This window comes from Streptomyces iakyrus (genome assembly GCF_000717055.1).
Lineage (GTDB): Bacteria > Actinomycetota > Actinomycetes > Streptomycetales > Streptomycetaceae > Streptomyces > Streptomyces iakyrus.
Window position 1 is genome coordinate 98,082 of sequence record NZ_JNXI01000015.1, and the last position, 21,805, is coordinate 119,886.

Consider the following 21,805-nt stretch of genomic DNA (forward strand, 5'->3'; position numbering starts at 1 on the left):
CGCCGGTTCCGAGCGGTCCGACACGTTCCGGAAACCTATCCTCCAGGAACCCCGCCTACCGTGGGCAGCCACACCCCGCCCCGGCCGCCGTCGCCCGAAGGCTCTTCCCTGCCCTCGTCGAGACGACAGGAGCTCCGTGTCCCGCCGCATCGCCCCGCATCTGCCGCCCTGGCTCGCGCACACCCTGAGCGCACAGCGGGGACCGGTGCCCTGGAGCGCGGTCACGCGGGGGGCCCTGTCCGCCGGGCCCTTGCTGCTCGTGGCCGTACAGACCGGGCTGACCTCCCTCGGTGTCGTCGCCGCCGTCGCCGCCATGCTGGCCGGGATCAACGACCGGCCCGGGAGCCGGCGCGTGTCCGTCAAGCGGATCGGAGTGCCCGCCCTGGGCGGTGCACTGGGGATCGTGATCGGGACCTACACGGGGCAGGGGGCCGGGGCGGTCGTGCTCACCGTGGTCCTCACGGCCGTCGGGCTCGTCGCCGGAGGGATGAGCGCCGTCGGGCCCGTCGCCTCTGCCGTCGGGACGCAGCTGCTGGTCGGCGCGGCGATCGGCGCCGGGATGCCCCTGCCCGAGCCGGGCTGGGAGCGGGCGCTCGCCTATCTCGCCGGGGCGGGCTGGCTGCTCGTGCTGCGGCTCGTCCTGCCCACGCCCGGCTCCCTCGCCGGTGACTTCCGCTTCGACGGGGAGCGCGCGGCCGTGGCCGGGGTGTACGAGGCCGTCGCCGAACTGCTCGACGCCGTCGGCGGGCCGGACGCCATCCGTCGCCGGGCCGCCCTGACCGCCGCCCTCGACCACGCCCAGGACGCCCTCGCCGGGCCCCGGCTGCGGAGGTACGCCTCCTCCTCCACGGAGCGGCGGCTGCACGCGCAGTACGCCGCCGCCCTGCCCCTCGCCGAGGCCGCCACCGCGCTCGCCTGGGCCGAGGAGCCCATCGCCGAGAGGGCTTCCGAAGGTCCCCGGCGGCTCGCCGCCGCCGTGCGCGGGAACACCCACACCGGGCCGCTGCCCGCCCCGTCCCGGTCGGCACCCGCGCTGCGCGCCCTCGACGACGCCCTCCTGCACGCCGCCGAGGTGTTCGACCAGGGCCGGGGCGGTGATCTGCACACCCGTCCCCGCAGCGCGGGCGACCGGCTGCGCGCTGCCTTCGGCAGTGCCGGACGCGAGTACGGGCTGCGGGTCGCCCTCTGCTTCGGCGCCAGCTCCGCGGTCGCCCAGGCCCTGCACCAGAGCCAGTGGTACGGGCAGCACGAGCACTGGTACTGGCTGCCCGCCACCGCCGTGTTCCTGGTCAAGCCCGACCTGGGGCCGCTGGCCTCGCGGGTGCTGAACCGGGCCGCCGGGACCGTCCTCGGGGCGCTGCTCTTCGCGGGGCTGGCCGCGGTCCTGCCCCGCCCGGAAGGGCTCATCGCGCTCGTCGCCCTCAGCGGCGCACTCATACCCGTCGCCACCCGCCACTTCGCCGCCCAGACGGCCGTCGCCACCGTCCTGGTCCTCGCGCTCGTCATGGTCGGCGGCGAGCCCCAGGCCTCCGCCGGCCGGATCGGCGAGACGCTGCTGGCCTGCGCGATCGTGCTGATCGTCGGGCACCTGCCGATGCCCGGACAGCGCGGCGGGGGAGTGCGCGCCCGGCTCGCGGCGGCGAGCGAGGCCGCGCACACCTACCTCACGCACGTCCTGGACGAGGCCGACACCCCCCGCATCGGGACCTCGGGCACCCCTTCCGACCACCGCGCCACCCGCTGGACCCTGCGCCGCGAGGCCTACCGCACGCTGGCCGAGGCCCGCTCGGCCATCTCCCTCTCCGCGCACGAACTGCCCGCCCTCGCCCGGCACACCGAGGGCGCGGACGAGGTGGCCGACCTCCTCGAACGCCTCGTCGACACCACGACCGCCTGCGCCGTGCACCTCGACGACACGGGCCGGATCGGGCCCCGCCACGAGGAGCGCCTGGCGGCCGTCCTCACCGAACTCGCCCGCCGGGGAGAGCGGGTGGGACTACGGCCACCGCCCCGGACCCCCCTCGCCGGCTAGCCCACAGCCGGTCATCGCCGTCGGCGCCGGCCTGCCGTGCCTGAGGGCCGCCGTCGGAGCCGGCCCGCCGTGCCTGAGCGGGCTGCGGGCTGCGGGCTGCGGGCTGCAGACACTCCGGCACCGTCAACCGGCTCAGCCGCCGACCTGTACCCACACCGGAGCGTGGTCCGACCCGGGCTCGCCGCGGCGCTCCGCCGGATCGGGGCCGACCGACGGCAGGCCGGGCGGGCCCTCGCCCGGCAGACCTGTGCCCGCCGCGGTCACCCGGTGCACCAGGCGGTGGCTCAGCAGCACGTGGTCGATCAGCTCGCGCCGCCCGGAGTTCACCCGGGACCAGCGCTGCCCGGGCGGGATGAGCGGGGCCACGTCCCACAGCCGCATCGCGTCGCCCCGGTCGGGCCGGTCGTAGCCGGGGGTGCCGATCTCCGAGCCGGGCGGGCCGAGCAGGATCTGCGTGGTCGCCGCCTGCACCTCGTCGTTCAGGTCGCCCAGTATCGCCACGTCCCGCCCCTGCCCGTCACCGGCCAGCAGCCCGTCCGCGAGCGCGCGCAGCGCCGTCGCCTCGGCGGCCCGCCGGTACAGGGCGTAGGCGCCGTAGCGGGCCCGTTCGCCCTCGTCGCGCGGCTGGAACCGGCCGTCCGGATACGACAGCAGCTTCGACTTCAGATGGCAGACGGCCACCCGCAGCGGTCCGTCCCCGCCGTCGGTCTCCACGGCCAGGACACCCCGCCCCGCCTGCCCCGCCGTCAGCCCCGCGTCGTCGGCCTGGACGGGACGCAGCTCCGCCGGGAACGCCCGCGTGTCGGCCACCACCGTCAGCGGCGTACGGCTCAGGAAGCCGACCCGTATGCCCCGGCTGTCCGGATGCCCGGACACGGCGACGTGCCAGTCGTCGTCGAGCATCCCGGCCAGGTCCTTCAGGGCCTCGGGGCCGCCGACCTCCTGCACACCGAGCAGGGCAGGATCGAGTTCCGTGATCACGGCGGCGAGCGCGGCGAGCTTCGCCTCGTACCCGGCCTCGTCCGGCGGGCCGTACGGGCCGCCGGGCCGGTAGAGGTTCTCCAGGTTCCAGGTGCCGAGGAGCATGCCGGGCTCCTTTCAGAAGCCGACAGACGGGGTGGTGAGGCCAGGGTGCGCGCCCGGCCCGCCCCGCGACAGAGCCGTGACGGGATGTGCGGTTCGGCTCATGCCGCCCTACGACGCTGTCGTACGTTGGCGTGATGACGCCTTCTGCCGCGGACGATCCCGCCGAGCTCATCATCAGCGCATGTACGGTCCTCGTGCACGACGATCAAGAGCGGATCGGGTTCGCGCAGGACGCCGCGATCGTCGTGCGGGGCGGGATCGTCGAGGCCGTCACGACCACCGCGGAGGCCGCGCACCTGCCCGCCGCCGAGCGGATCGACGCCGCCGGCCAGGTCGCCCTGCCCGGCTTGATCAACTGTCACACGCACGCACCGATGGTCGCGCTGCGCGGACTCGCCGAGGACCTCCCCACCGAGGAGTGGTTCAACGACGTCGTCTGGCCCGTCGAGTCCAACCTCACGGCGACGGACGTCGAGTTGGGGGCGCGGCTCGCCTGCGCCGAGATGATCCGGGCGGGCGTCACCTGCTTCGCCGACCACTACTTCGCCATGGACGCGGTGGCCCGGGTGGTTGCGGAATCCGGCATGCGGGCGCTGCTCGGCGAGGCCTTCTTCTCCTCGCAGGGGCCCGAGGGCCGGGAGCGTTCGCTGGAGTTCGCACTGCGCCACCGCGGAGCGGCCGACGGCCGGATCACCACCGCGCTCGCGCCGCACGCCCCCTACACGGTCGACGACACCGACCTCGCCGCCACCGCCGAGCTCGCCCGCACGCACGGTCTGCCCGTGCACCTCCACGCCGCCGAGAACCGCGACCAGACCGAGACCAGCCTGGCCCGCCACGGCGTCACCCCGATCGAGGTCCTGGACCGCACCACGCTCCTCCACACGGACCTGCTCCTCGCCCACGGCACCGGCATCGTCGACAGCGACCTCCCCCTCCTGGAGCAGGCCGACGGCCGCACGGCCGTCGCCACCGCGCCCCGCGGCTACCTCAAGTTCGCCTGGCCGGACACCACGCCGGTGCGCGCCCTGCGCGACATCGGCGTCGACGTCGGGCTCGCCACCGACGGCGCCGCCTCCAACAACAGCCTCGACGTGTGGGAGTCCATGGCCCTCACCTCGCTGGTCCAGAAGTCGGCCGAGGGCGACCCCCGCCGGCTGACCTCCCGCCAGGCGCTGCACCACGCCACGCTGCAGAGCGCCCGTGCCGTGGGCCTCGGGGACAGCGCCGGCAGCATCGCGCCCGGCCGGCGGGCCGACATCGTCCTGGTCGACCTCACCGGGCCGCACACCCAGCCCGTCCACGACCTCGCCGCCACCCTCGTGCACAGCGCCCGCTCCGCCGACGTCCGCACCACGATCGTCGACGGACGGATCCTGATGCGCGACCGGGAACTGCTGACGATCGACGTGCCGGCGGTGGTACGGGAGCTGGGGGAGCGCCTGCCCGCACTCATCGACCGCAGCCACGGCCGGCGCATCCAGCGGTACGACACCTAGCGGCACGCGTTCCGGCCGTTCTCGGGAAATTCCGCCCGGGCGCCGATGAGTTCCACCCCTCCCGCCGGTCACCACCCCGGACGGACCGTTGTCACAGGAGGGCCCATGTCGCTTCCGGAGATCGTCTCGCGCGGCGAGTGGCGCGCGGCACGCGCGGAACTGCTGCTCAAGGAGAAGGCCGCCACCCGCGCGCGGGACGCGCTCAGCGCCGAGCGGCGCGGACTGCCCATGGTGGAGGTCGGCGAGGAGTACGTCTTCGAGGGCGGGGACGGCAAGGCCACCCTGCTCGACCTGTTCGAGGACCGGCGCCAGCTCGTCGTCTACCACTTCATGTTCGCGCCCGAGTGGGACGCGGGCTGCCGCAGCTGCTCCGCATTCCTGGACCAAATAGGGCATCTTGCTCATCTTCGGGCCCGTGACACGTCGTTCGCGGCCGTGTCCCGCGCGCCCTACCCGAGGATCCTGCCGTTCAAGGCGCGGATGGGCTGGACGCTGCCCTGGTACTCGTCGCACGCCTGCGACTTCAATCGCGACTTCGAGGTCACCCTGGAGCGCGAGGGCGAACTCGTCGAGCGGCCCGGCCTCAGCTGCTTCCTCCGGAACCGCGACCGGGTCTTCCACACCTACTCGACGTACGAGCGCGGCCTCGACGGCCTCGGCTCGACCACCAGCCTGCTGGACCTCACCGCGCTGGGCCGCCAGGAGGGGTGGGAGGAACCCAGGGGGCGCGCGTCGGCCTTTGGGGCGCCTGCGGGACGTGGGCACATCCGGTATCACGACGAGTACGACGACTGATACGGAAAGTGAACATATAGGCCAAGGGGCTGAGAAGTTGGTCACACTTGGCGGTGAACGCGTGTCAACTACGTCTCAGTACCGTCACTTCGCGAGCCGTTCACCCCATGGTTGGCGTTTAACTCTACGAGTACAGCGCTACATGGAGGTGCAGGGTGAACGGGCGAACGGTGCTCGAACGCTTTCCCGCCGGTGGGCCGCGAGGCTCCTGGCCTGCGGAGGAATTCGCGCAGGCACGGCGCAGCGAAGGCCTGCCCGCCGAGGTCGTCATGGACCTCGCCACGGACATGTTCCTGGTGATCGTGCGCAGCGGGGACGTGGCCGACGCCACCGCCTGACCCGTGCCGTCAGCCCGCCTTCGGCGCCGGCACCTTCCTCACCGGTGCGGGTGACGAGGCGAACTGCTCCGCCTGGAGCGCGTACAACTCGGCGTAGACGCCACCGGTGGCCAGCAGCTCCTCCGGTGTCCCGGACTCCACTAGCCGGCCCTGGTCCAGGACGTGCACCAGATCCGCGTGCCGTACGGACGCCAGCCGGTGCGTGATCAGCACGACCGTCTGGCCGCTGTCGGCCAGGGCGCGGATCCGCTCGAAGACCTCCAGCTCGGCCCGGGCGTCCAGGGCCGCCGTCGGCTCGTCCACGATCAGGATGCGGCCCCTGCGGTAGGCCGCCCGGGCGATGCCCAGCCGCTGCCACTGGCCGCCCGACAGTTCGTGACCGCCGCTGAAGTTGCGGGCGAGCAGGGTGTCCAGCCCCCGCGGCAGGTCCGCGACCACGGTCTCCGCCCCCGCGTCGGCGACCGCCGCACCCAGCCGGTCCTCGCACACCGGCACCGAGGAGCGCCCCAGGGCGACGTTCACCCGGGCCGTGAACGGCCACCGCTTGAAGTCCTGCGCCACCATCGCGATCCGCTCGGCCAGCCGGTGCCGGTCCACGGTCGCCGCGTCCACGTCGTCCCACAGGATCCGCCCCCGCTCCGGCGTATAGAGCCCGGCGAGCAGCTTGACCAGGGTCGTCTTGCCGGAGCCGTTCTCGCCGACCAGAGCCACGATCCGGCCCAGCGGCAGGCTCAAGGTCACGTCGTCGAGAGCGGGGCGGGCCGACTCGCCCGGGTAGCGGAACGTGACGTTCTCGAAGCGGATCTCCCGCGGATCCTCCGGCAGCGCCGCACCGCCCGCGGGGATCGCCCACTGGTCCGCCTCGGTGTACAGCCGGTGCAGATCCCCGACGAAGAGCGCTTCCTCGTGCAGCGCGTTGACCTCCACCACGAGCGTGTCGAGGCTCTGCGAGCCGGTCCGGATCGCGATCACGGCCGTCCCCGCGACCGACAGGGCCATCGCCCCCGCCAGCAGCAGCCCGCCCAGCGTCGCGTACGTCGCCACCGTCGCCAGGCCCGTCCACGCCGCCGCGATCAGGCCCGTACGGGCGGCGAGCTTGGCCAGGCGGGCCTGCTCGGCCTCGGCCGTCTCCGACATCGCGCGGAAGTGCCGCAGCAGGAAGGAGCCGACCCCGTGCACCCGGATCTCGGGGGCCGCCTCGGGCTCGATCAGCAGACTGCCGAGCAGCCGGCCCGCCCGGGCGTGCTGCACCCAGGCGTGGAAGGACTCGTAGCGCCGGCGGGCGACGGTCAGCGCGCTCCAGGCGCTCGGCAGGGTCATCGTCACCAGCAGCGGCAGCAGGGCGGGGTGCAGCACGGTCAGCACGCCCGCCGCCGCGATCAGCGAGATCATCGCGTTGATCACGCGGGTTCCGTAGGAGATCATCCGGCGCGCGGAGGCGGCGCCGTACTGCGCGGTGTCCAGCAGCTTGTGGAAGGCGTGGTCCTCGATCGCGGCCAGCTCGACGGCCGCGGCCCGCTCCAGGTACCGCTCGGTCGCAACCCGCTCGACCTTGGGCTCCAGGCGGCCGGTGGCATAGGTGCTCGCGGCCCGCAACAGGGCCGCGAGGAACATCACGACGGCCACCGTGACCAGGGCGGGGACGGCTCCGCGCAGCCGGTCGCCGATCTCCCCGCCGCCCATCAGCCGGGCCAGCACCGTGTTCACCGCGAGCAGGCTCACCGCCTGCGCCACGCCCCGGCCCGCCTCGGCGGCCAGCACGATCCGCGCCGCACCCCGGTCGGCCTGCCGGGCCAGCCGGAGGCTGGACGCGAGCAGGGACGGCAACCGGGTGATCATGGCGCGGAAGTTCAGCTCCAGGAACGCGTCGGCGTGCTGGTTCCAGCCCATGTCGTAGCGGAGCGGGCCGCCGAACAGCAGCCGCTCCGACTCGGACACCTCCGGCGCGGTCCGCTTCTTCGCCACCGTCGACCGACCTCCCCGCCTCGTGCCCCGCCCGTGAGCGGCCCACTATCGCGGGGCGGAACCCGCCCCGGGCAGGGCGCAGCCCGGGGCGCCGGATGCGCGCGGGCGCACGACCTGGCCGGGAGGAGGTGCGGGGCGGCGCGGGGGTGCGGGGTGGTGAGAGGCGTGGGTGTGCGGGCCGGTGGGCGGAGACCGGTCATCCGCTGTGAGCCGGCAGCCAGCAGCCAGCAGCCAGCAGCCGGCAGCCGGGACAGGTCAGGCGCTGCCTATGCGCTGACCGGACGCGACCAGGCCGGGGCCGTCCCCGTCGCGCGGCACAGCGCCAGGTAGAGGGGGATCGGCGGGGTGTACGGAAGCGTGCCGTCCGGGCGGTGGATCAGGTCGGGGACCTCCAGCAGGTCCGGGACGACCGCGCCGGTGACGTACCGCGCCGGGGCGGGCCACTCCAGGGCGTGGTCGGAGTCGGACGGCACCAACCACCACCAGTGCGTCCCGTCCGCGTAGACACAGCCCACGCGGGGCAGCCGGGGCATGATCAGCGGGCCGACGTGGGCGGGGACCGCGACGGCGTCGCAGCCGAGCGGGGCGGTCATGCCGTCGGGCACCGGCAGCCGCAGGGCCGGGCCGGACGTCCGCAGTCCGCGCCGGACGCGCACCAGCGTGTCCAGGTTCAGCACAGCGCCGACCCGCGCGGGACTCATGCGTGTCCCCGCTCTCGGCGGCGCTCCTGAGGGGGGACCTCGGGGACGCCCCGCGTGTGGTGTGCCTGCGAGGGGACCTCGGGGGCGCCCTGCGTGGGGCGTGCCTGCGAGGGGACCTCGGGGGCGCCCTGCGTGGGGCGTGCCTGCGAAGGGACCTCGGAAGCGCCCCGCGTGTGGCATGCCTGGTGGGTCCCGTCCCCGTCGTCCGGGTCGTCGGAGGGGCCGCGCTTGGGGCGGGCGCCCCAGCCCAGGTCGTCCCGAGGCCCGTCCGGCTCGGGCGAGGTGTCCGCCGTGCGCGGCAGTTCCGCCCAGACCAGCAGCCCGGGGCCGTTCTCCTGGGCACCCCAGGAGTGGCAGAGGGCGTCGACGAGGAGCAGTCCCCTGCCGTGCTCCTCCTCGGGCCGGGTCCGGCTCGCGGCGTGCGGCTGGCCCGGGGCGCAGCCCTCGTCGCGTACGGCTATCCGCACCAGGTCGTCACCGTCGTGCAGCTCGCACACTATGTGAGTGCTCGCCGTGTGCACGATGGCGTTCGTGACCAGCTCGGAAACGACCAGAGCCGCGCTGTCGCACGTGTCCTCGCACACCGACCACCCGGTCAGCCGGGCCCGCGTCAGGCGTCTGGCCTGGGCGGGAGAACCCGCGTGTGCGGCCAGCTCAAAACGGAACCGGCGCCCGGCAGCGGCCCCGAGGGAGACCTCTTCCGTGGCGGCGCCAAGCCCGGGAGGGCCTGCGGCGGCGTCTGTTCCTAAGGGCGCGGACGGAATCACGCTTGCCACTATCGCCCCGCCGTGAACACTTGGCAAGTGTCACTCTGAAAATTGCAGAGTGCCGTGTGACGGTCTGGAAGGCCGTGGCACACTGCTCGCAACAGCACCCCGCGCGGCGCCAATTGAGATCGTCGAAGGTTCGTTCGAAACATGTGTTCGGATCAGCTCTTCGAAAGGTCCTCGAATGGCGCCGCCGGGCTGTCAGCGTTCCTTTTGTGGCCGGCTCGTCAGAACTCTTCGTGGAGGTGGAGCGTGAGTGAACCGCGGTCCGCACCGACGGTCGGTCAGGTCGTGCTCGGCCGACGCCTGTTGGACCTGCGGGAACGCGCGGGCATGAAGCGCGAGGAGGCCGCGCGTATCCTCCGCGTCGCCCCCGCCACGGTCCGCCGTATGGAGATGGCCGAGGTCGCGCTCAAAATCCCGTATCTGCAACTGCTCCTCAAGGCCTACGGAATCTCCGACGAGGAGGCCGAGGCCTTCGTCCGACTGGCCGAGGAAGCCAACCGGCCCGGCTGGTGGCAGCGTTTCCACGACATCCTGCCCGGCTGGTTCTCGATGTACGTGAGCCTGGAGGGCGCGGCGAGCGTCATCCGCAGCTACGAGCCCCACTTCGTCCCCGGGCTGCTGCAGACCGAGGACTACGCGCGTGGGGTGCTCCGCTCGGGCGCCATCGGGCAGACCCGGCCCGAGGACATCGAGCGCCATGTCGCCCTGCGCATGCAGCGCCAGGACCTGCTCACCCGCGAGGACGCGCCCCGGCTGTGGGTCGTGATGGACGAGACCGCGCTGCGTCGCCCGGCCGGCGGCCCGGAGGTGATGCGCGCCCAGATCGACAAGTTGCTCGACGCCACGAAGCTGCCCAACGTGACGCTGCAGATCGCCCCGTTCGCCAACGGGCCGCACCCGGGGACCTACGGGCCGTTCGTGCTGTTCCGATTCGCCATGCCCGAACTGCCGGACATGGTCTACAGCGAGTACCTGACCGGCGCGGTCTATCTCGACGCGCGCACCGAGGTGGCGACCCACCTGGAGGTCATGGACCGCATGGCGGCGCAGGCCGCTACGGCACATCGCACGAAGGAGATCCTCCGGGACCTCCGCAAGGAGCTGTGAATGGATCGCATCAAGCCGCGCAAACACGTCTACAACGGCATGCCCGCGCGTGACTTGGGCAGCGAAGGCTGGCACAAGCCGTGGAGCGGCGGAAACGGAGGCAACTGCCTGGAGGCGATGAAACTCGCCGACGGCCGGATCGCCCTCCGGCAGTCCACCGACCCCGACGGCCCCGCCCTCATCTACACCACCGACGAGATGACGGCCTTCATCGAGGGGGCGAAGTCGGGAGAGGCGGACTTCCTGCTGTCCTGACGTGACTGCCTTTTGCCGCTCGACTTCCTATGTCGTCTTCCTATACGTCTTCCTACGCCGTCCTCGAATCGCTGGTGCCGAATCGACCACCCTCTGTGCCTTACGGAGTGGGGACGGCGCCCACGACCTGGTCCGGCGGCTGCTCGCCGGACTGCCCTCCAGCAGCCACCTGGTGATGACCCACGCGACCGCCGACTTCACCCCCGAGGAGTCGAAGGCGGCCACCGAGAAGCTGCGCGCTGCCGGCGTCACCCTGGCGCTGCGCTCCCACGAGGAGTTCACCCGCTTCTTCGACGGCCTCGATCTCGTCGAGCCCGGCGTCGAGGTGCCGCACCGCTGGCATTCAGAGCTGGGCGATCCCGTGCCCGGGCAGGACGACGCGGTGATCCCGGGGTACGGGGCCGTGGGGCGCAAGCCGTAGGGCTCACGGAGGCGCCCGGGCCGGTCAGGGCGGCGGCAGCGCACCGCACAGCGCCTCCAGGGCCGGCCCGTAGGCGTGCTCGGAGGGCGTCGCGTACCCCACGACGAGCCCGTCCCCGACCGGCATGTCCGTCTCCGGGTGCCGGAACGCGGCGAGGCCGTCCAGGGCGATGCCCTGCCAGGCGGCGGCCTTGACCGCGGACGCCTCGGTGCCGGGCGGCAGCCGGAGCACGGCGTGCAGCCCGGCCGCGATGCCGGTGGCCTCGATGTGCGGCGCGTGCTCGGCGAGCGCCGCGACGAGCCGGTCCCGGCGGCCGCGGTAGCGCTGCCGCATCCGGCGTACGTGCCGGTCGTACGACCCCGAAGCGATGAAGTCCGCGAGGCTCAGCTGGTCGAGGACGCTCGCCCACGCCTCGCGCTCGCCCTTGGCCGCCAGGACGTCCTCGAGGTACCGCTCCGGGAGCACCATCCAGCCCAGCCGCACCGCCGGCGACAGGCTCTTGCTGACCGAGCCGATGTGGATCACGCGCTCGGGGTCGAGCCCCTGGACGGCGCCGACCGGCTTGCGGTCGTAGCGGAATTCCCCGTCGTAATCGTCCTCCAGGACCAGACCGTCCCGCGCGCGGGCCCAGTCGATCACGGCGGCCCGGCGCGTGGGGTGCAACGGGCCGCCGGTCGGGAACTGGTGCGCCGGCGTGAGCAGCACGGCCCGCTCGCGCACCAACCGGTCGATCCGCGCGCCGTTTTCGTCGAGGGGGAGCGGTACCGTCCGGACCCCGGCCGCGGCCAGGACCTGCCGGTGGAACCCGAGCCCGTACGCCTCCACCGCCAGGGGGCCGCGCAGGACGCCGCCGCCGAACAGCAGCCGCAGCGCGTGCGCGAAGCCGGAGCAGATCACGATCCGGCCCGGCTCGGTCCGCACGCCACGCACGCGTGCCAGGTACTCGGCGAGCGCCTCCCGCAGTTCCGGCCGGCCGGCCGGGTCGCCCGGCCCGAACACCTCGTTGGGTGCGTGCTGGAGGGCTCGCCGGTAGGAGGCCAGCCAGGCGGTGCGCGGGAACGCCGAGACGTCCGGCGTGCCCTGCGTCAGATCGTGCCGGGGGCCATGCGCGCGGGGCGGTGCCTTCTTGGGCACGCGAGTGGCGGGCCGCAGCGGCTCGGCGCGCTCCGCGACCCGGGTGCCGGAGCCCTGCCGGGCAGTGAGCCAGCCCTCCGCGACGAGCTCCGCGTACGCGTCCGCCACCGTGTTGCGGGCGACGCCGAGGTCCGCCGCGAGCGAGCGGTACGGTGGCAGCCGCGTGCCCGGGGCGAGCCGTCCGCCGCGCACGGCCTCGCGCAGGGCCCGGATCAGCGCCGCCCGCCTGCCGCCCGGCCCGGTCAGCTCCAGATGCAGGTCGGACCCGATCCGCTCCGCGGAATTGACCCACGATTCCACCATGGAAGTGCACCCTACAGCGGGTCTTTCCGGCTCGTAGGTTGAAGGGCATGACGACGACCACGCACCCGAGCAGCATCCACCCGACGCCCGCCCGCCTGGACTTCGGCGCCTCGGCCCCGAAGGCCTTCCGGGCTCTCATCGCCTTCGATGCCGCCGCCCGCGAGGGCGTCGACCCGGCCCTCGTCGAGCTGATCCAGATCCGTTCCTCGCACCTGAACCACTGTGCGTACTGCCTGCACATGCACACCAGCGATGCCCGCAAGGCCGGCGAGAGCGAGGACCGGCTGCACATGGTCGCCGTGTGGCGCGAGGCCCGGCACTTCTTCACCGAGCGGGAGCAGGCGGCCCTCGCCCTCACCGACGCGGTGACCCTCATCGCCGACTCCGGCGTCCCGGACGACGTGTACGCGCGGGCCGCCGCGCTGTTCGACGAGCGGGAACTGGCCCAGGTGATCGCCCTGATCTGCACGATCAACACATGGAACCGGGTGGCGCTGTCGACGGGGAAGGTCGCGGGGACGGACGACCGGTGAGTCCGCGAGCGGGCCGGCGGCAGGGCGCTACCCCGCCGAGGGACGGCCGATGACCGTCGTGGGCGGTTCGGCGGCGGGCGCTATCCCGTCGAGGGACGGCCGATGACCGTCGTGGGCGGTTCGGCGGCGGATGCTACACCGCCATGGGCCGGTCGAACGGCCCGATCGGTGCCGGCAGCCTCGCACTGCCCGTCAGATGACGGTCGACGGCCGCCGCCACCGCCCGCCCCTCGGCGATCGCCCACACGATGAGCGACTGCCCCCGGGCCGCGTCCCCCGCGGCGAACACCCCGGGCACGTTCGTGGCGAACCCGGAGTCCCGCGCGATCGTCCCGCGTGGCTCCATCTCCAGCCCCAGCTGGTCGACGAGGCCGTCCTCCCGGTCGGGCCCGGAGAAGCCGAGGGCGAGCAGCACGAGATCGGCGGGGAGCGTCCGCCCGGTGCCCTCCACCGGACGGCGCCGTGCGTCCACCTCGACCAGGTGCAGCGAGCGCACCTGTCCCTGGGCGTCGCCGTCGAAGCGCAGCGTGGACGCCGCGAACAGCCGCGCATCAGCGTCCGCGACCGGGGCGGTCCGCAGGTCACGGGCCTCTTCATGGGCGGCGGACAGCCGGTAGATCCGCATCGGGTACGTCGGCCAGGGCTCGGTGTCCTCGTCGCGCTCCGCGTCCGGCAGCGCGTAGATGTCCAGCTGGGTCACGGACGCCGCGCCCTCCCGGACGGCCGTGCCCAGACAGTCCGCCCCCGTGTCGCCGCCGCCGACGATGACGACGTGCTTCCCGGCCGCCGACAGCGGGGAAGTCTCCAGATCGCCCTCGCGCACCCGGTTGGCCAGCGGCAGGTACTCCATCGCCTGGTGAATTCCTGTCAGCTCCCGCCCCGGCACCGGGAGTTCACGCCACGCGGTCGCACCCGTGGCCAGCACCACGGCGTCGTAGCGCGTCCGCAGCTCATCGGCCCCGATGTCCCGCCCGACCGCCGTCGACGTCCGGAACTTCGTCCCCTCGGCCCGCATCTGCTCCAGCCGCCGCTCCAGATGGTGCTTCTCCATCTTGAACGCCGGAATGCCGTACCGCATGAGCCCGCCGAGCCGGTCGTCCCGCTCGTACACGGCGACCGTGTGCCCGGCCCGCGTCAGCTGCTGCGCCGCGGCCAGCCCGGTCGGGCCCGAACCGATCACCGCGACCGTCTTGCCGGACAGCCGCTCCGGCGGCCTCGGCGGCGCGAACCCCTCCTCCCAGGCCCGGTCGGCGATCGCGCACTCGACGTTCTTGATGGTGACGGCCGGCTGGTTGATCGCCAGCACACACCCCGCCTCGCACGGCGCCGGGCACAGCCGGCCGGTGAACTCCGGGAAGTTGTTCGTGGCGTGCAGGCGGTCGGCGGCCGCCCGCCAGTCCTCCCTGGACACCAGATCGTTCCACTCGGGGATCAGATTGCCCAGCGGGCAGGCGTCGTGGCAGAAGGGGATACCGCAGTCCATGCAACGGTCGGCCTGTCGGCTGATGATCGGCAGCAGCGCCCCGGGGACGTAGACCTCGTCCCAGTCCCGCGCCCGCTCCTCTACCGGGCGGCGCGGCCACTCCTCGCGGGGCGTGGTCAGGAAACCCTTGGGATCGGCCATGGCCGTCTTCCTTGCGTGCGCGTGGGGCGGGCCGTGCGTCGTCGGGCGGAGCCTTTTCTCACTCGCCGGCGGCGCTCTTTTCGCCACGATACGTCCGCCTTCCGGCCGGTGCCTGTCCGCCGCATGGCACGGGCGTCAGGTGAGCGCCAGCACGTAGGCCAGTGCCGCTCCGGCCGAGGCCGCCGTGCGGACGTGGTTCCACAGCGTCCACTCGCGCAGGTACACCGGCCAGTACGCCGCCGCCTCCGGAGTGCCCGGCTCCAGCTCGGCCAGGGCGTCGTTGCGCGGCACGTTCGCGACCATGGTCAGTCCGAACGACCCGAACAGGTACAGCGCGCTGCCCACCAGCAGCTCCACCGTCCCCTCGTCCGGCCACAACACGAACGTCACCACGGCGATCACCGCGCACAGCACGGCCGACCCGAGGAACACGATCATGAAGGGCGGAGTCACCGCCGCCACGTTGACCGCCTTCATCGCGGCGACCCCCTGCGCCGGCGGCAGCATGCCCAGGCCCCGCATCACGAAGGTCGAGAACCCGCAGAACACCCCGGCCACCAGGCCGGTCCCGAGCACCCCCAGCACCGTCAGCACGAAGTACGGTCCGTCGATCATGTCTCTCTCCCGCCGTCCGGCCGGGCCCCCGCCCGGCACCCTTCCTCGCCACCAGTGAATTCCCGTACGAGCACAGTGACCATGGCCGAACGGCGCGGCGTCATAAGCGAACGTCCACGGGCCCCCGAACGGCCGCGCCGACGGCATGACGGCACGCCCCCCGGGCATCCCGTCCGTCACCCCGTGGAACCGATCCCGGCCTCGCTCCATCCCCGCAGTACCGTCGTCACCGCCGCCGCGATCCGCCGCCGCGCCTCATGTCTGGGTACGCCGCTCATCAGCAGCCGGTCGTACGGCGTGTCCAGATGCCGTACCGACGCCACGACCGCCGAGGTCACCGCGCCCTCGGTCAGCGCGCGCCCCGCAGCGCTGCGGCCCACCCGCCCGCTGCCCCGCTCCGAGGCGTGCAGGGCGATGGCCCGCGCCCGTGCGGCCGGGCACCCGGGGAACAGCCGGAGTATCTCCGCCGCGAAAACCTGCACGAACAGGGCGTCCTGAGCCGCCCGTCGCCGCGCGTCCCGCACCCGTCGCCGCCGTCGCGCCTCGGCGTCCGCGAGACACCGCTGCTCGGCCCGCGCGAGCGCCGCCTCCTCGACCAGAACTCCCTGCCGTTCGTACCGGCTTTTGCGCCGGTTGAACCGCACGACCACCGCCGACAGCGTGCTCTCCTCCCGCGATCTGCGCGTCAGCGCGGTGTCGCCGCTCGGCAGGAACACCAGATGCCCGAGGTCGGCGCAGTCGAGGCAGCGCGGGGTGCCGTCCTCGAGGGCGAGCAGCGGCAGCGGTCCTCGGCGGCACTCGGCGCAGTACCGCCGCTTGAGGGGCTGGAAGACGAGAAGTCCGGTGAGGGACGGAAGCGTCGTGCGGGGGACCATAAGGGGCTCATTCCCCCTCACGGCGGCGCGAACTACGCACTCTGCAGCAGATCCTGGCGATCCGGCCACCACCCCTCCCGGGCGCCGGGGCCGCCGAGGTCCGGCCCCGTGTGTGGGTGGGACGCTTCCGGCCCGGCGGACTGACGCATCATGGGCCGTGTGCGACTCGAAGCGATCACCTGGGAACGGCTCGGCGACCTGCTCGCCGAGCGCCTGCTCGACCTGAAGCCCGCCGACGGCGGTCCCTGGTCGCGCATCGCCATCGACGGGGCGCCCGCCGCCCGCCCGGGAGACCTCGCCCACCGGGTCGGTGAGGCGCTGCGCGTACGCGGCCGCTCCTCGCTCGTCGTGGGCACGGAGGGCTTTCTGCGCCCCGCCTCCGTACGGCTCGAATACGGCCACCAGGACGTCGATGCCTACTACGACGGCTGGTACGACACCGGCGCCCTGTGGCGCGCGGTGTTCGGCCCGCTCGAAGCCGACGGGGACGGCCGCGTCCTGCCCGACCTGTGGGACCCGGCCGCCGACCGCGCCACCCGCAGCCCCTACGTCGAACTCCCGCCTGCCGGTGTGCTGTTGCTGCACGGGCCCTTCCTCCTTCGGCACTGGTTCCCCTTCGATCTGAGCGTCCACGTCCTCCTCTCCCCGGGCGCCCTCCGCCGCCGCACCCCCGAGGCCGAGCACTGGACCCTTCCGGCCTTCGAGCGCTACGAGCACGAGACGGACCCGGTGGGGACGGCGGACGTCCTGGTGCGGGCCGACGATCCGCACCGCCCGGCGTGGAGCGGCTGAGCCCATGGCATGAAGCCCGGGCCCGGCGGCTGGGTCCTGCTCGGACCCCCCATGCGGGCCCCATGCGGGCCCCATGCGGGCCCCATGCGGACTCCCGGCGGGCTTCCGTGTGCGGGCATCCGGCGGCCCGGCGAGAATGAGGGGCGCCGGGACTCGCGGTGTGTCCTGCGCCGCGCCGGCCGTCCGGCACCGGGAGGTACTCCATGACCACCGCCGGAGACATCATGCACCGCGGCGCCCAGTGGATCCCCGCGCACGAAACCCTCGACCGCGCCGCACAGCTCATGCGCGAGCTGAACGTCGGCGCCCTGCCCATCAGCGACGAGAACGAGCGGCTCTGCGGCATCCTCACCGACCGCGACATCGTCGTCGGATGCGTCGCCATGGGCCACGACCCCGCCCGGGTCACAGCGGGCGACATGGCCAAGGGAACGCCCCGCTGGATCGACGCGGACGCCGATGTCGGCGAGGTGCTGCGCGAGATGCGGGAGCACCGGATCCGCAGGCTGCCCGTGATCCGGGACAAGCGCCTGGTCGGCATGATCAGCGAAGCCGACCTGGCCCGGCATCTCGCGAAGGACCAGATCGCGTCCTGGGCGCAGAGCGTCTACGCCACGACCGCGATGCACTGACCTCGCTGATCACCCCACCGGCGCTCCGGAGCCCCGTCGCGGGTCACTCCCCGCCCTCAGAGCCAGCCGCTGCGCCGGAACCCCCGGTACAGGGCAACGCACGCCACGGATATCACGCCGATCACCATGCCGTAGCCGTACCGCCAGTGCAGCTCCGGCATGTGCTCGAAGTTCATGCCGTAGACCCCGCAGACCATCGTCGGCACGGCGATGATCGCGGCCCACGCCGTGATCTTCCGCATGTCCTCGTTCTGCGCGACCGTGACCTGCGCGAGGTGCGCCTGGAGGATGGAGTTGAGCAGTTCGTCGAAGGCGGCGATCTGCTCCTTCGCCCGCAGCAGATGGTCCGAGACGTCACGGAAGTACGCCTGTATCTCCGGGTCGACCGCCCTGATCGGCCGGGTCGCGAGATCCTCCAGCGGCCGGCTGAGCGGCACCACCGCCCGCTTCAGCTCCAGCAGTTCACGCTTGAGCTGGTAGATGCGCCCCGGGTCGGTCCGCGCGCCGGACTCCGAGAACACGTCCGTCTCGACCTGGTCGATGTCCGCCTGCACCGAGTCCGTGGCGGTCAGGTAGTCGTCGACCACATGGTCCGCGATCGCGTGCAGCACCGCCGAAGGGCCCTTGGCGAGCTGGCCGGGATCGGATTCCAGCTCCTCGCGCAGCGGGCCGAGCGAGCCGTGCCGGCCGTGCCGCACCGTGATCACGAAGTCAGCGCCGACGAACAGCATGATCTCACCGGTGTTGACCACCTCGCTGGTGGCCGTCAGTTCCTCGTGCTCGACGTAGCAGACCGTCTTGAACACCGCGAAGAGCGTCTCGCCGTAGCGCTCCAGCTTGGGGCGCTGGTGCGCCTCGATCGCGTCCTCGACGGCCAGCGGGTGCAGGTCGAACAGTTCGGCGATGCCCGCGAACTCCTGGTCGGTGGGCTCGTGCAGACCGAGCCAGACGAAGCCCTCCCGGTTCTTGCGCACCCGCTGCACGGTGTCCACCAGATCGCCGCGCGCGGGGGTGCGGACGCCGTCCCGGTACGTCACGCAGTTCACCACCGAGGAGCCCAGCGGGGACCGGGCCGGGTGACTCAAGTCGACGCGCGGGCGCCGCCGGGCCAGCCGAGCCACCTTGCGCAGGCCGCCGACGCCGCCGAGGCTCGTGACCTTCCGCAGATTCCCTGCCATGGACATCCGGATCTCCTTGCGTGGAACCTCTCGCGCCGTCCCTGCGCCTTGCCGCGCCAGTCTGCCAGGCCTGCGTGAGCTGCGGGTAAGCCTGTGGATACGACTCATTCCGCTTGGTTCCCGGCTGTGGACGGACGACGCTTCCAGGCCCCGCGGCTCTGCTGGATCGACGCATTTCCGTGCCGGGCGGTTCTTGGCAGGGAGCGTGCGAGGCGGGTTTGCGTGCGGAGGCGGTCTCCATGTGGAAGGGCCTCCGTGCAGAAGGTGCCTCCGTGCGGAAGGGCCCCCGTGCCGGAGCGTCGGCGAGTATGGACAAGTCGGACAACTGGGATGATCGAGGCATGACGCGAACCGACGGGTACCTCCTCGCCAACCGGCAGACCGAGGCGGCAGAGCACTTCAGCGCCTTCGCCGCTCTCTTCGACCCCACGACCTTCCGGCACCTCGAAGCGCTCGGCGTCGGATCCGGCTGGCGGTGCTGGGAGGTCGGTGCCGGTACCACCGTGGTGTCCTGGCTGGCGAAGAAGGTCGGCCCGACCGGACGCGTCATCGCGACCGACACCGACACCTCACGGCTCGCCACCGCAGCCAGGCCACCGGTCGAGGTGAGGGCGCACGACATCGGCTCCCAGGAGCCGCCGGGGGAGGGCTTCGACCTGGTGCACGCCCGCCTCGCCCTCGTCCATGTGACCGACAGGGAAAGGGCGTTGCGGTCCATGGTCGAGGCGCTGCGCCCCGGCGGCCGCCTCCTTGTCGAGGACGCCGACCCCGCCCTTCAGCCGCTGCTCTGCCCCGACGAGTACGGCCCGGAGCAGCAGCTCGCGAACCGGCTGCGGCAGGGCTTCCGCAGTCTGCTCGCCGATCGCGGGACGGACCTGCCGTGCGGCCGCACCCTGCCGCGGCTGCTCCGGGAGGCCGGACTGAGCCGGGTCCAGGCCGACGCCTACTTCCCCCTCACCTCGCCGGCCTGCGCCGCCCTGGAGTCCGTCACGATCCGGCAGATCCGCGACCAGCTCGTCACGGCCGGCCTCGCCACGGACCAGGAGATCGACCGGCACCTCGGGAACGTCACGTCCGGTGCGCTCGACCTGACGACGGCGCCGATGATCTCGGCGTGGGGGAGGAAGCAGTAGCGAGGGTGCGGCAGGGGCGTTCAATCGGGCAGGGGTACCAGTTCGGCTGTGGCGGTCAGTCGGGCAGGGGCGGTCTGCCGCCCACCTGCTCCACCGCTCGCGCGCCCGCCCGGCAGCCCTCCGCCGCGGCATCGTCCGGCCCGGTACCCGCGAGCAGGGCGGCGAGGAACGCGCCGGTGAAGGCATCACCGGCGCCGGTCGTGTCCCGTGGCATCGCCGGTGCGGCCGGAACGCGGGCGCGTACCTTCCCCGAGCGGGCCACGACGGCTCCCTCGTGCCCCTGCTTGACGACGACCAGCGGCACGCGCAGGCTCAGCCCGGCCGCCGCCTCGGCCGCATCGGCCAGGCCGGTCAGCAGGCACGCCTCGTCCCGGCTGGGCAGCAGGACGTCCACGCCCTCGACGAGCGCCAGGAACCGCTCGGCGCCCAGCTCCGCGAGGAACCCCGCCGAAGCCGGGTCGAGACTCACCGGCACGCCACGCGCGCGGGCGGCTTTCAGTGCCACGGCCACCAGAGCCCGGCTCGACTCGGAGAACAGGAGGTAGCCCGACAGGTGCAGCCGGGCCACGCCGTCGAGCAGCGCGTCCGACCAGTCGGAGGGCCCGAGCCGTCCCGACGCGCCGCTGTCGGTGAGGAACGTCCGCTCCGCCGCAGCGCCCCCGTCGACCATGCAGATCACCGTGCCGGTCGGCACCAGCGGGTCGACGACGAGCTGCGGCCGCACCCCCTGGGCGACCAGCTCCCGCTCGTGCCAGGCAGCCGCATCCGTCCCGACCCTCCCGAGCAGCCGTACGTCCGCCGCACCCCGGTGGGCCGCCCAGCACGCCACGTTGGCGCCCGCACCGCCCGCCACCGTCCGGATCGACGCAGTCGTGTCCGTGCCGGCCGCGAGCGGCCCCGCGTGCCGCGCGACGACATCCGTGATGACGTCCCCGATCACCAGCAACCCCCGGCCCGCCGCCGCGCCCGTACCCGCGGAGCCCGTACCCGCGGGTCCGGTACCCGCAGGGTCCGTTCCCCCCGGTCCCCTCGGGCCCGTGCCCTCTCCGCGTCCGGTCCCGCCGTCCGCCGTCATCCCCGGGCCCAGGCCGCCGCGATCCGTGCCGCCAGGCGTACGTTGCCGCGGACCGCCGCCAGGTTGGCGCTCAGGGAGGCACCGTCGGTGTGCCGCACCAGATGGTCGAGCAGGAAGGGCGTGACCGCCTGGCCGGTGATGCCCTGCTCCGCACAGGCGCGCAGTGCGTCCGCGAGCACGCGTGCGTGCAGGTCCGGATCGAGCTGCTCCTCCTCGGGGACGGGGTTGGCGACGATCAGCGCCGACTCCGGCCCGCCGAGGGTCTCCTGGGCCGCCATGACGCCCGCCACCTGCTCCGGCGTCCCCAGCGTCCAGTCCACCGGATGCCCCGAGTCGGAGAGGTAGAAGCCGGGGAATCGGTCCGTGCCGTAACCGGCCACCGCGACACCCAGCGTCTCCAGCCGCTGCAGGGTCGCCGGCACGTCCAGGATCGACTTCACCCCGGCGCACACCACCGTGATGCGCGTGCGAGCCAGCAGCCCCAGGTCGGCCGACTCGTCCTGAGTCACCGTCCACTCCCGGTGCACCCCGCCCAGTCCACCCGTCGCGAAGACCCGCACGCCCGCCAGTGCCGCCAGCAGCGCGGTCGCCGACACCGTGGTCGCTCCGCTCGCTCCCGACGCCACCGCGAGCGGCAGGTCGCGGTGGCCGAGCTTGCGGATCCCGTCCTCGTTCGCGACGCGTTCCAGCTGCTCCTTGTCCAGGCCCACATGAGGACGCCCGTCCAGCACGGCGATCGTGGCAGGCACCGCGCCCTCCTGCCGCACGGCCGTCTCCAGCTCCAGCGCGACCTGGAGATTGCGCGGCCGCGGCAGCCCGTGGGCGATGATCGTGGACTCCAGGGCCACGACCGGCCGGCGCGCGTCGATCGCTTCCCGCACTTCCTCGGACACCACCAGCACCACGCGCCTGCCTCCTGTCGGTCAGTCGTTCCCCTCC

The 21,805-nt window shown here is 73.3% G+C and carries 21 protein-coding genes and 1 pseudogene; 11 read left to right on the top strand and 11 right to left on the bottom strand.

Going from position 1 to position 21,805, the window contains the following annotated elements; all coding sequences use genetic code 11:
• Positions 1 to 136: 136 nt before the first annotated feature.
• Positions 137 to 2,032 carry an FUSC family protein gene (locus OO68_RS23485; RefSeq protein WP_033310649.1) on the top strand — a complete coding sequence of 632 codons (1,896 nt, stop codon included), beginning with the start codon at positions 137 to 139 and terminating at the stop codon, positions 2,030 to 2,032.
• 132 nt (positions 2,033 to 2,164) lie between these two features.
• Here the strand turns inward: OO68_RS23485 and OO68_RS23490 are convergent, their stop codons facing one another.
• The gene (locus tag OO68_RS23490; protein WP_033310651.1) at positions 2,165 to 3,118 is read right to left on the bottom strand and encodes an endonuclease/exonuclease/phosphatase family protein; all 954 of its coding nucleotides are present in this window, start codon (positions 3,116 to 3,118) and stop codon (positions 2,165 to 2,167) included.
• A 134-nt stretch (positions 3,119 to 3,252) separates the two neighbouring features.
• Here OO68_RS23490 and OO68_RS23495 point away from each other — a divergent pair, with 134 nt between their 5' ends.
• From OO68_RS23495 to OO68_RS23505, 3 genes are all read left to right on the top strand, one after another.
• Positions 3,253 to 4,617 carry an amidohydrolase gene (locus OO68_RS23495; protein WP_033310653.1) on the top strand — a complete coding sequence of 455 codons (1,365 nt, stop codon included), beginning with the start codon at positions 3,253 to 3,255 and terminating at the stop codon, positions 4,615 to 4,617.
• Between the two features lie 105 nt (positions 4,618 to 4,722).
• The gene (locus OO68_RS23500) at positions 4,723 to 5,412 is read left to right on the top strand and encodes a DUF899 domain-containing protein (protein ID WP_033310655.1); all 690 of its coding nucleotides are present in this window, start codon (positions 4,723 to 4,725) and stop codon (positions 5,410 to 5,412) included.
• Positions 5,413 to 5,567: 155 nt separating this feature from the next.
• Positions 5,568 to 5,750 carry a DUF8839 family protein gene (locus OO68_RS23505; RefSeq protein ID WP_010039591.1) on the top strand — a complete coding sequence of 61 codons (183 nt, stop codon included), beginning with the start codon at positions 5,568 to 5,570 and terminating at the stop codon, positions 5,748 to 5,750.
• A gap of 9 nt (positions 5,751 to 5,759) precedes the next feature.
• Here the strand turns inward: OO68_RS23505 and OO68_RS23510 are convergent, their stop codons facing one another.
• The 3 genes from OO68_RS23510 to OO68_RS23520 form a co-directional block, all read right to left on the bottom strand.
• Entirely contained in the window at positions 5,760 to 7,715 is a 1,956-nt protein-coding gene (locus OO68_RS23510; protein ID WP_033310657.1) for an ABC transporter ATP-binding protein, read from the bottom strand.
• A gap of 266 nt (positions 7,716 to 7,981) precedes the next feature.
• The gene (locus tag OO68_RS23515; protein WP_033310659.1) at positions 7,982 to 8,416 is read right to left on the bottom strand and encodes a hypothetical protein; all 435 of its coding nucleotides are present in this window, start codon (positions 8,414 to 8,416) and stop codon (positions 7,982 to 7,984) included.
• A complete protein-coding gene (locus OO68_RS23520) occupies positions 8,413 to 9,219 on the bottom strand; it encodes an ATP-binding protein (protein WP_106974396.1) in 807 nt (268 codons plus the stop codon). Before OO68_RS23520 ends, OO68_RS23515 begins: the two co-directional genes overlap by 4 nt.
• A 216-nt stretch (positions 9,220 to 9,435) precedes the next feature.
• On the opposite strand from OO68_RS23520, the gene OO68_RS23525 reads away from it, so the two are divergent.
• The 3 genes and pseudogenes from OO68_RS23525 to OO68_RS23535 all read left to right on the top strand — a co-directional run.
• Complete coding sequence (locus OO68_RS23525; protein ID WP_033310661.1) at positions 9,436 to 10,296, top strand: Sco1979 family transcriptional regulator; 861 nt, start codon at positions 9,436 to 9,438, stop codon at positions 10,294 to 10,296.
• Positions 10,297 to 10,551, top strand: a complete 255-nt coding sequence (locus OO68_RS23530) for a DUF397 domain-containing protein (protein ID WP_033310663.1) — start codon at positions 10,297 to 10,299, stop codon at positions 10,549 to 10,551.
• Positions 10,552 to 10,651: 100 nt separating this feature from the next.
• Positions 10,652 to 10,972, top strand: a pseudogene (locus tag OO68_RS23535) (SAM-dependent methyltransferase); the annotation flags it as partial.
• 24 nt (positions 10,973 to 10,996) lie between these two features.
• Here OO68_RS23535 and pdxR read toward each other — a convergent pair.
• Positions 10,997 to 12,409: a MocR-like pyridoxine biosynthesis transcription factor PdxR gene (pdxR, locus tag OO68_RS23540; RefSeq protein ID WP_033310665.1), complete on the bottom strand. Its 1,413-nt coding sequence runs from the start codon at positions 12,407 to 12,409 to the stop codon at positions 10,997 to 10,999.
• A 47-nt stretch (positions 12,410 to 12,456) separates the two neighbouring features.
• On the opposite strand from pdxR, the gene OO68_RS23545 reads away from it, so the two are divergent.
• On the top strand, positions 12,457 to 12,942 hold the full coding sequence (locus OO68_RS23545) for a carboxymuconolactone decarboxylase family protein (RefSeq protein WP_033310667.1): 486 nt from the start codon (positions 12,457 to 12,459) through the stop codon (positions 12,940 to 12,942).
• A gap of 133 nt (positions 12,943 to 13,075) precedes the next feature.
• Here the strand turns inward: OO68_RS23545 and OO68_RS23550 are convergent, their stop codons facing one another.
• From OO68_RS23550 to OO68_RS23560, 3 genes are all read right to left on the bottom strand, one after another.
• On the bottom strand, positions 13,076 to 14,566 hold the full coding sequence (locus OO68_RS23550) for a glutamate synthase subunit beta (protein ID WP_033310669.1): 1,491 nt from the start codon (positions 14,564 to 14,566) through the stop codon (positions 13,076 to 13,078).
• Between the two features lie 135 nt (positions 14,567 to 14,701).
• Positions 14,702 to 15,181 carry an anthrone oxygenase family protein gene (locus OO68_RS23555; RefSeq protein WP_033310671.1) on the bottom strand — a complete coding sequence of 160 codons (480 nt, stop codon included), beginning with the start codon at positions 15,179 to 15,181 and terminating at the stop codon, positions 14,702 to 14,704.
• A 176-nt stretch (positions 15,182 to 15,357) separates the two neighbouring features.
• Positions 15,358 to 16,056, bottom strand: a complete 699-nt coding sequence (locus OO68_RS23560) for a DUF2293 domain-containing protein (RefSeq protein WP_033310673.1) — start codon at positions 16,054 to 16,056, stop codon at positions 15,358 to 15,360.
• Between the two features lie 150 nt (positions 16,057 to 16,206).
• On the opposite strand from OO68_RS23560, the gene OO68_RS23565 reads away from it, so the two are divergent.
• A complete protein-coding gene (locus OO68_RS23565; RefSeq protein ID WP_209442609.1) occupies positions 16,207 to 16,848 on the top strand; it encodes a nucleoside/nucleotide kinase family protein in 642 nt (213 codons plus the stop codon).
• 203 nt (positions 16,849 to 17,051) lie between these two features.
• Positions 17,052 to 17,480, top strand: coding sequence for a CBS domain-containing protein (locus OO68_RS23570; protein WP_033310675.1), 429 nt, complete (start codon positions 17,052 to 17,054; stop codon positions 17,478 to 17,480).
• Positions 17,481 to 17,536: 56 nt separating this feature from the next.
• On the opposite strand, the gene OO68_RS23575 is transcribed toward OO68_RS23570, so the two are convergent.
• A complete protein-coding gene (locus OO68_RS23575) occupies positions 17,537 to 18,664 on the bottom strand; it encodes a magnesium and cobalt transport protein CorA (RefSeq protein ID WP_033310677.1) in 1,128 nt (375 codons plus the stop codon).
• A 335-nt stretch (positions 18,665 to 18,999) separates the two neighbouring features.
• On the opposite strand from OO68_RS23575, the gene OO68_RS23580 reads away from it, so the two are divergent.
• Entirely contained in the window at positions 19,000 to 19,791 is a 792-nt protein-coding gene (locus tag OO68_RS23580; RefSeq protein WP_033310679.1) for a methyltransferase, read from the top strand.
• 55 nt (positions 19,792 to 19,846) lie between these two features.
• Here OO68_RS23580 and OO68_RS23585 read toward each other — a convergent pair whose 3' ends face one another.
• A complete protein-coding gene (locus OO68_RS23585; protein ID WP_078625425.1) occupies positions 19,847 to 20,866 on the bottom strand; it encodes a carbohydrate kinase family protein in 1,020 nt (339 codons plus the stop codon).
• Positions 20,863 to 21,771, bottom strand: a complete 909-nt coding sequence (locus tag OO68_RS23590; RefSeq protein ID WP_033310686.1) for a pseudouridine-5'-phosphate glycosidase — start codon at positions 21,769 to 21,771, stop codon at positions 20,863 to 20,865. The genes OO68_RS23585 and OO68_RS23590 overlap by 4 nt, the downstream gene beginning before the upstream one ends.
• Positions 21,772 to 21,805 lie beyond the last annotated feature (34 nt).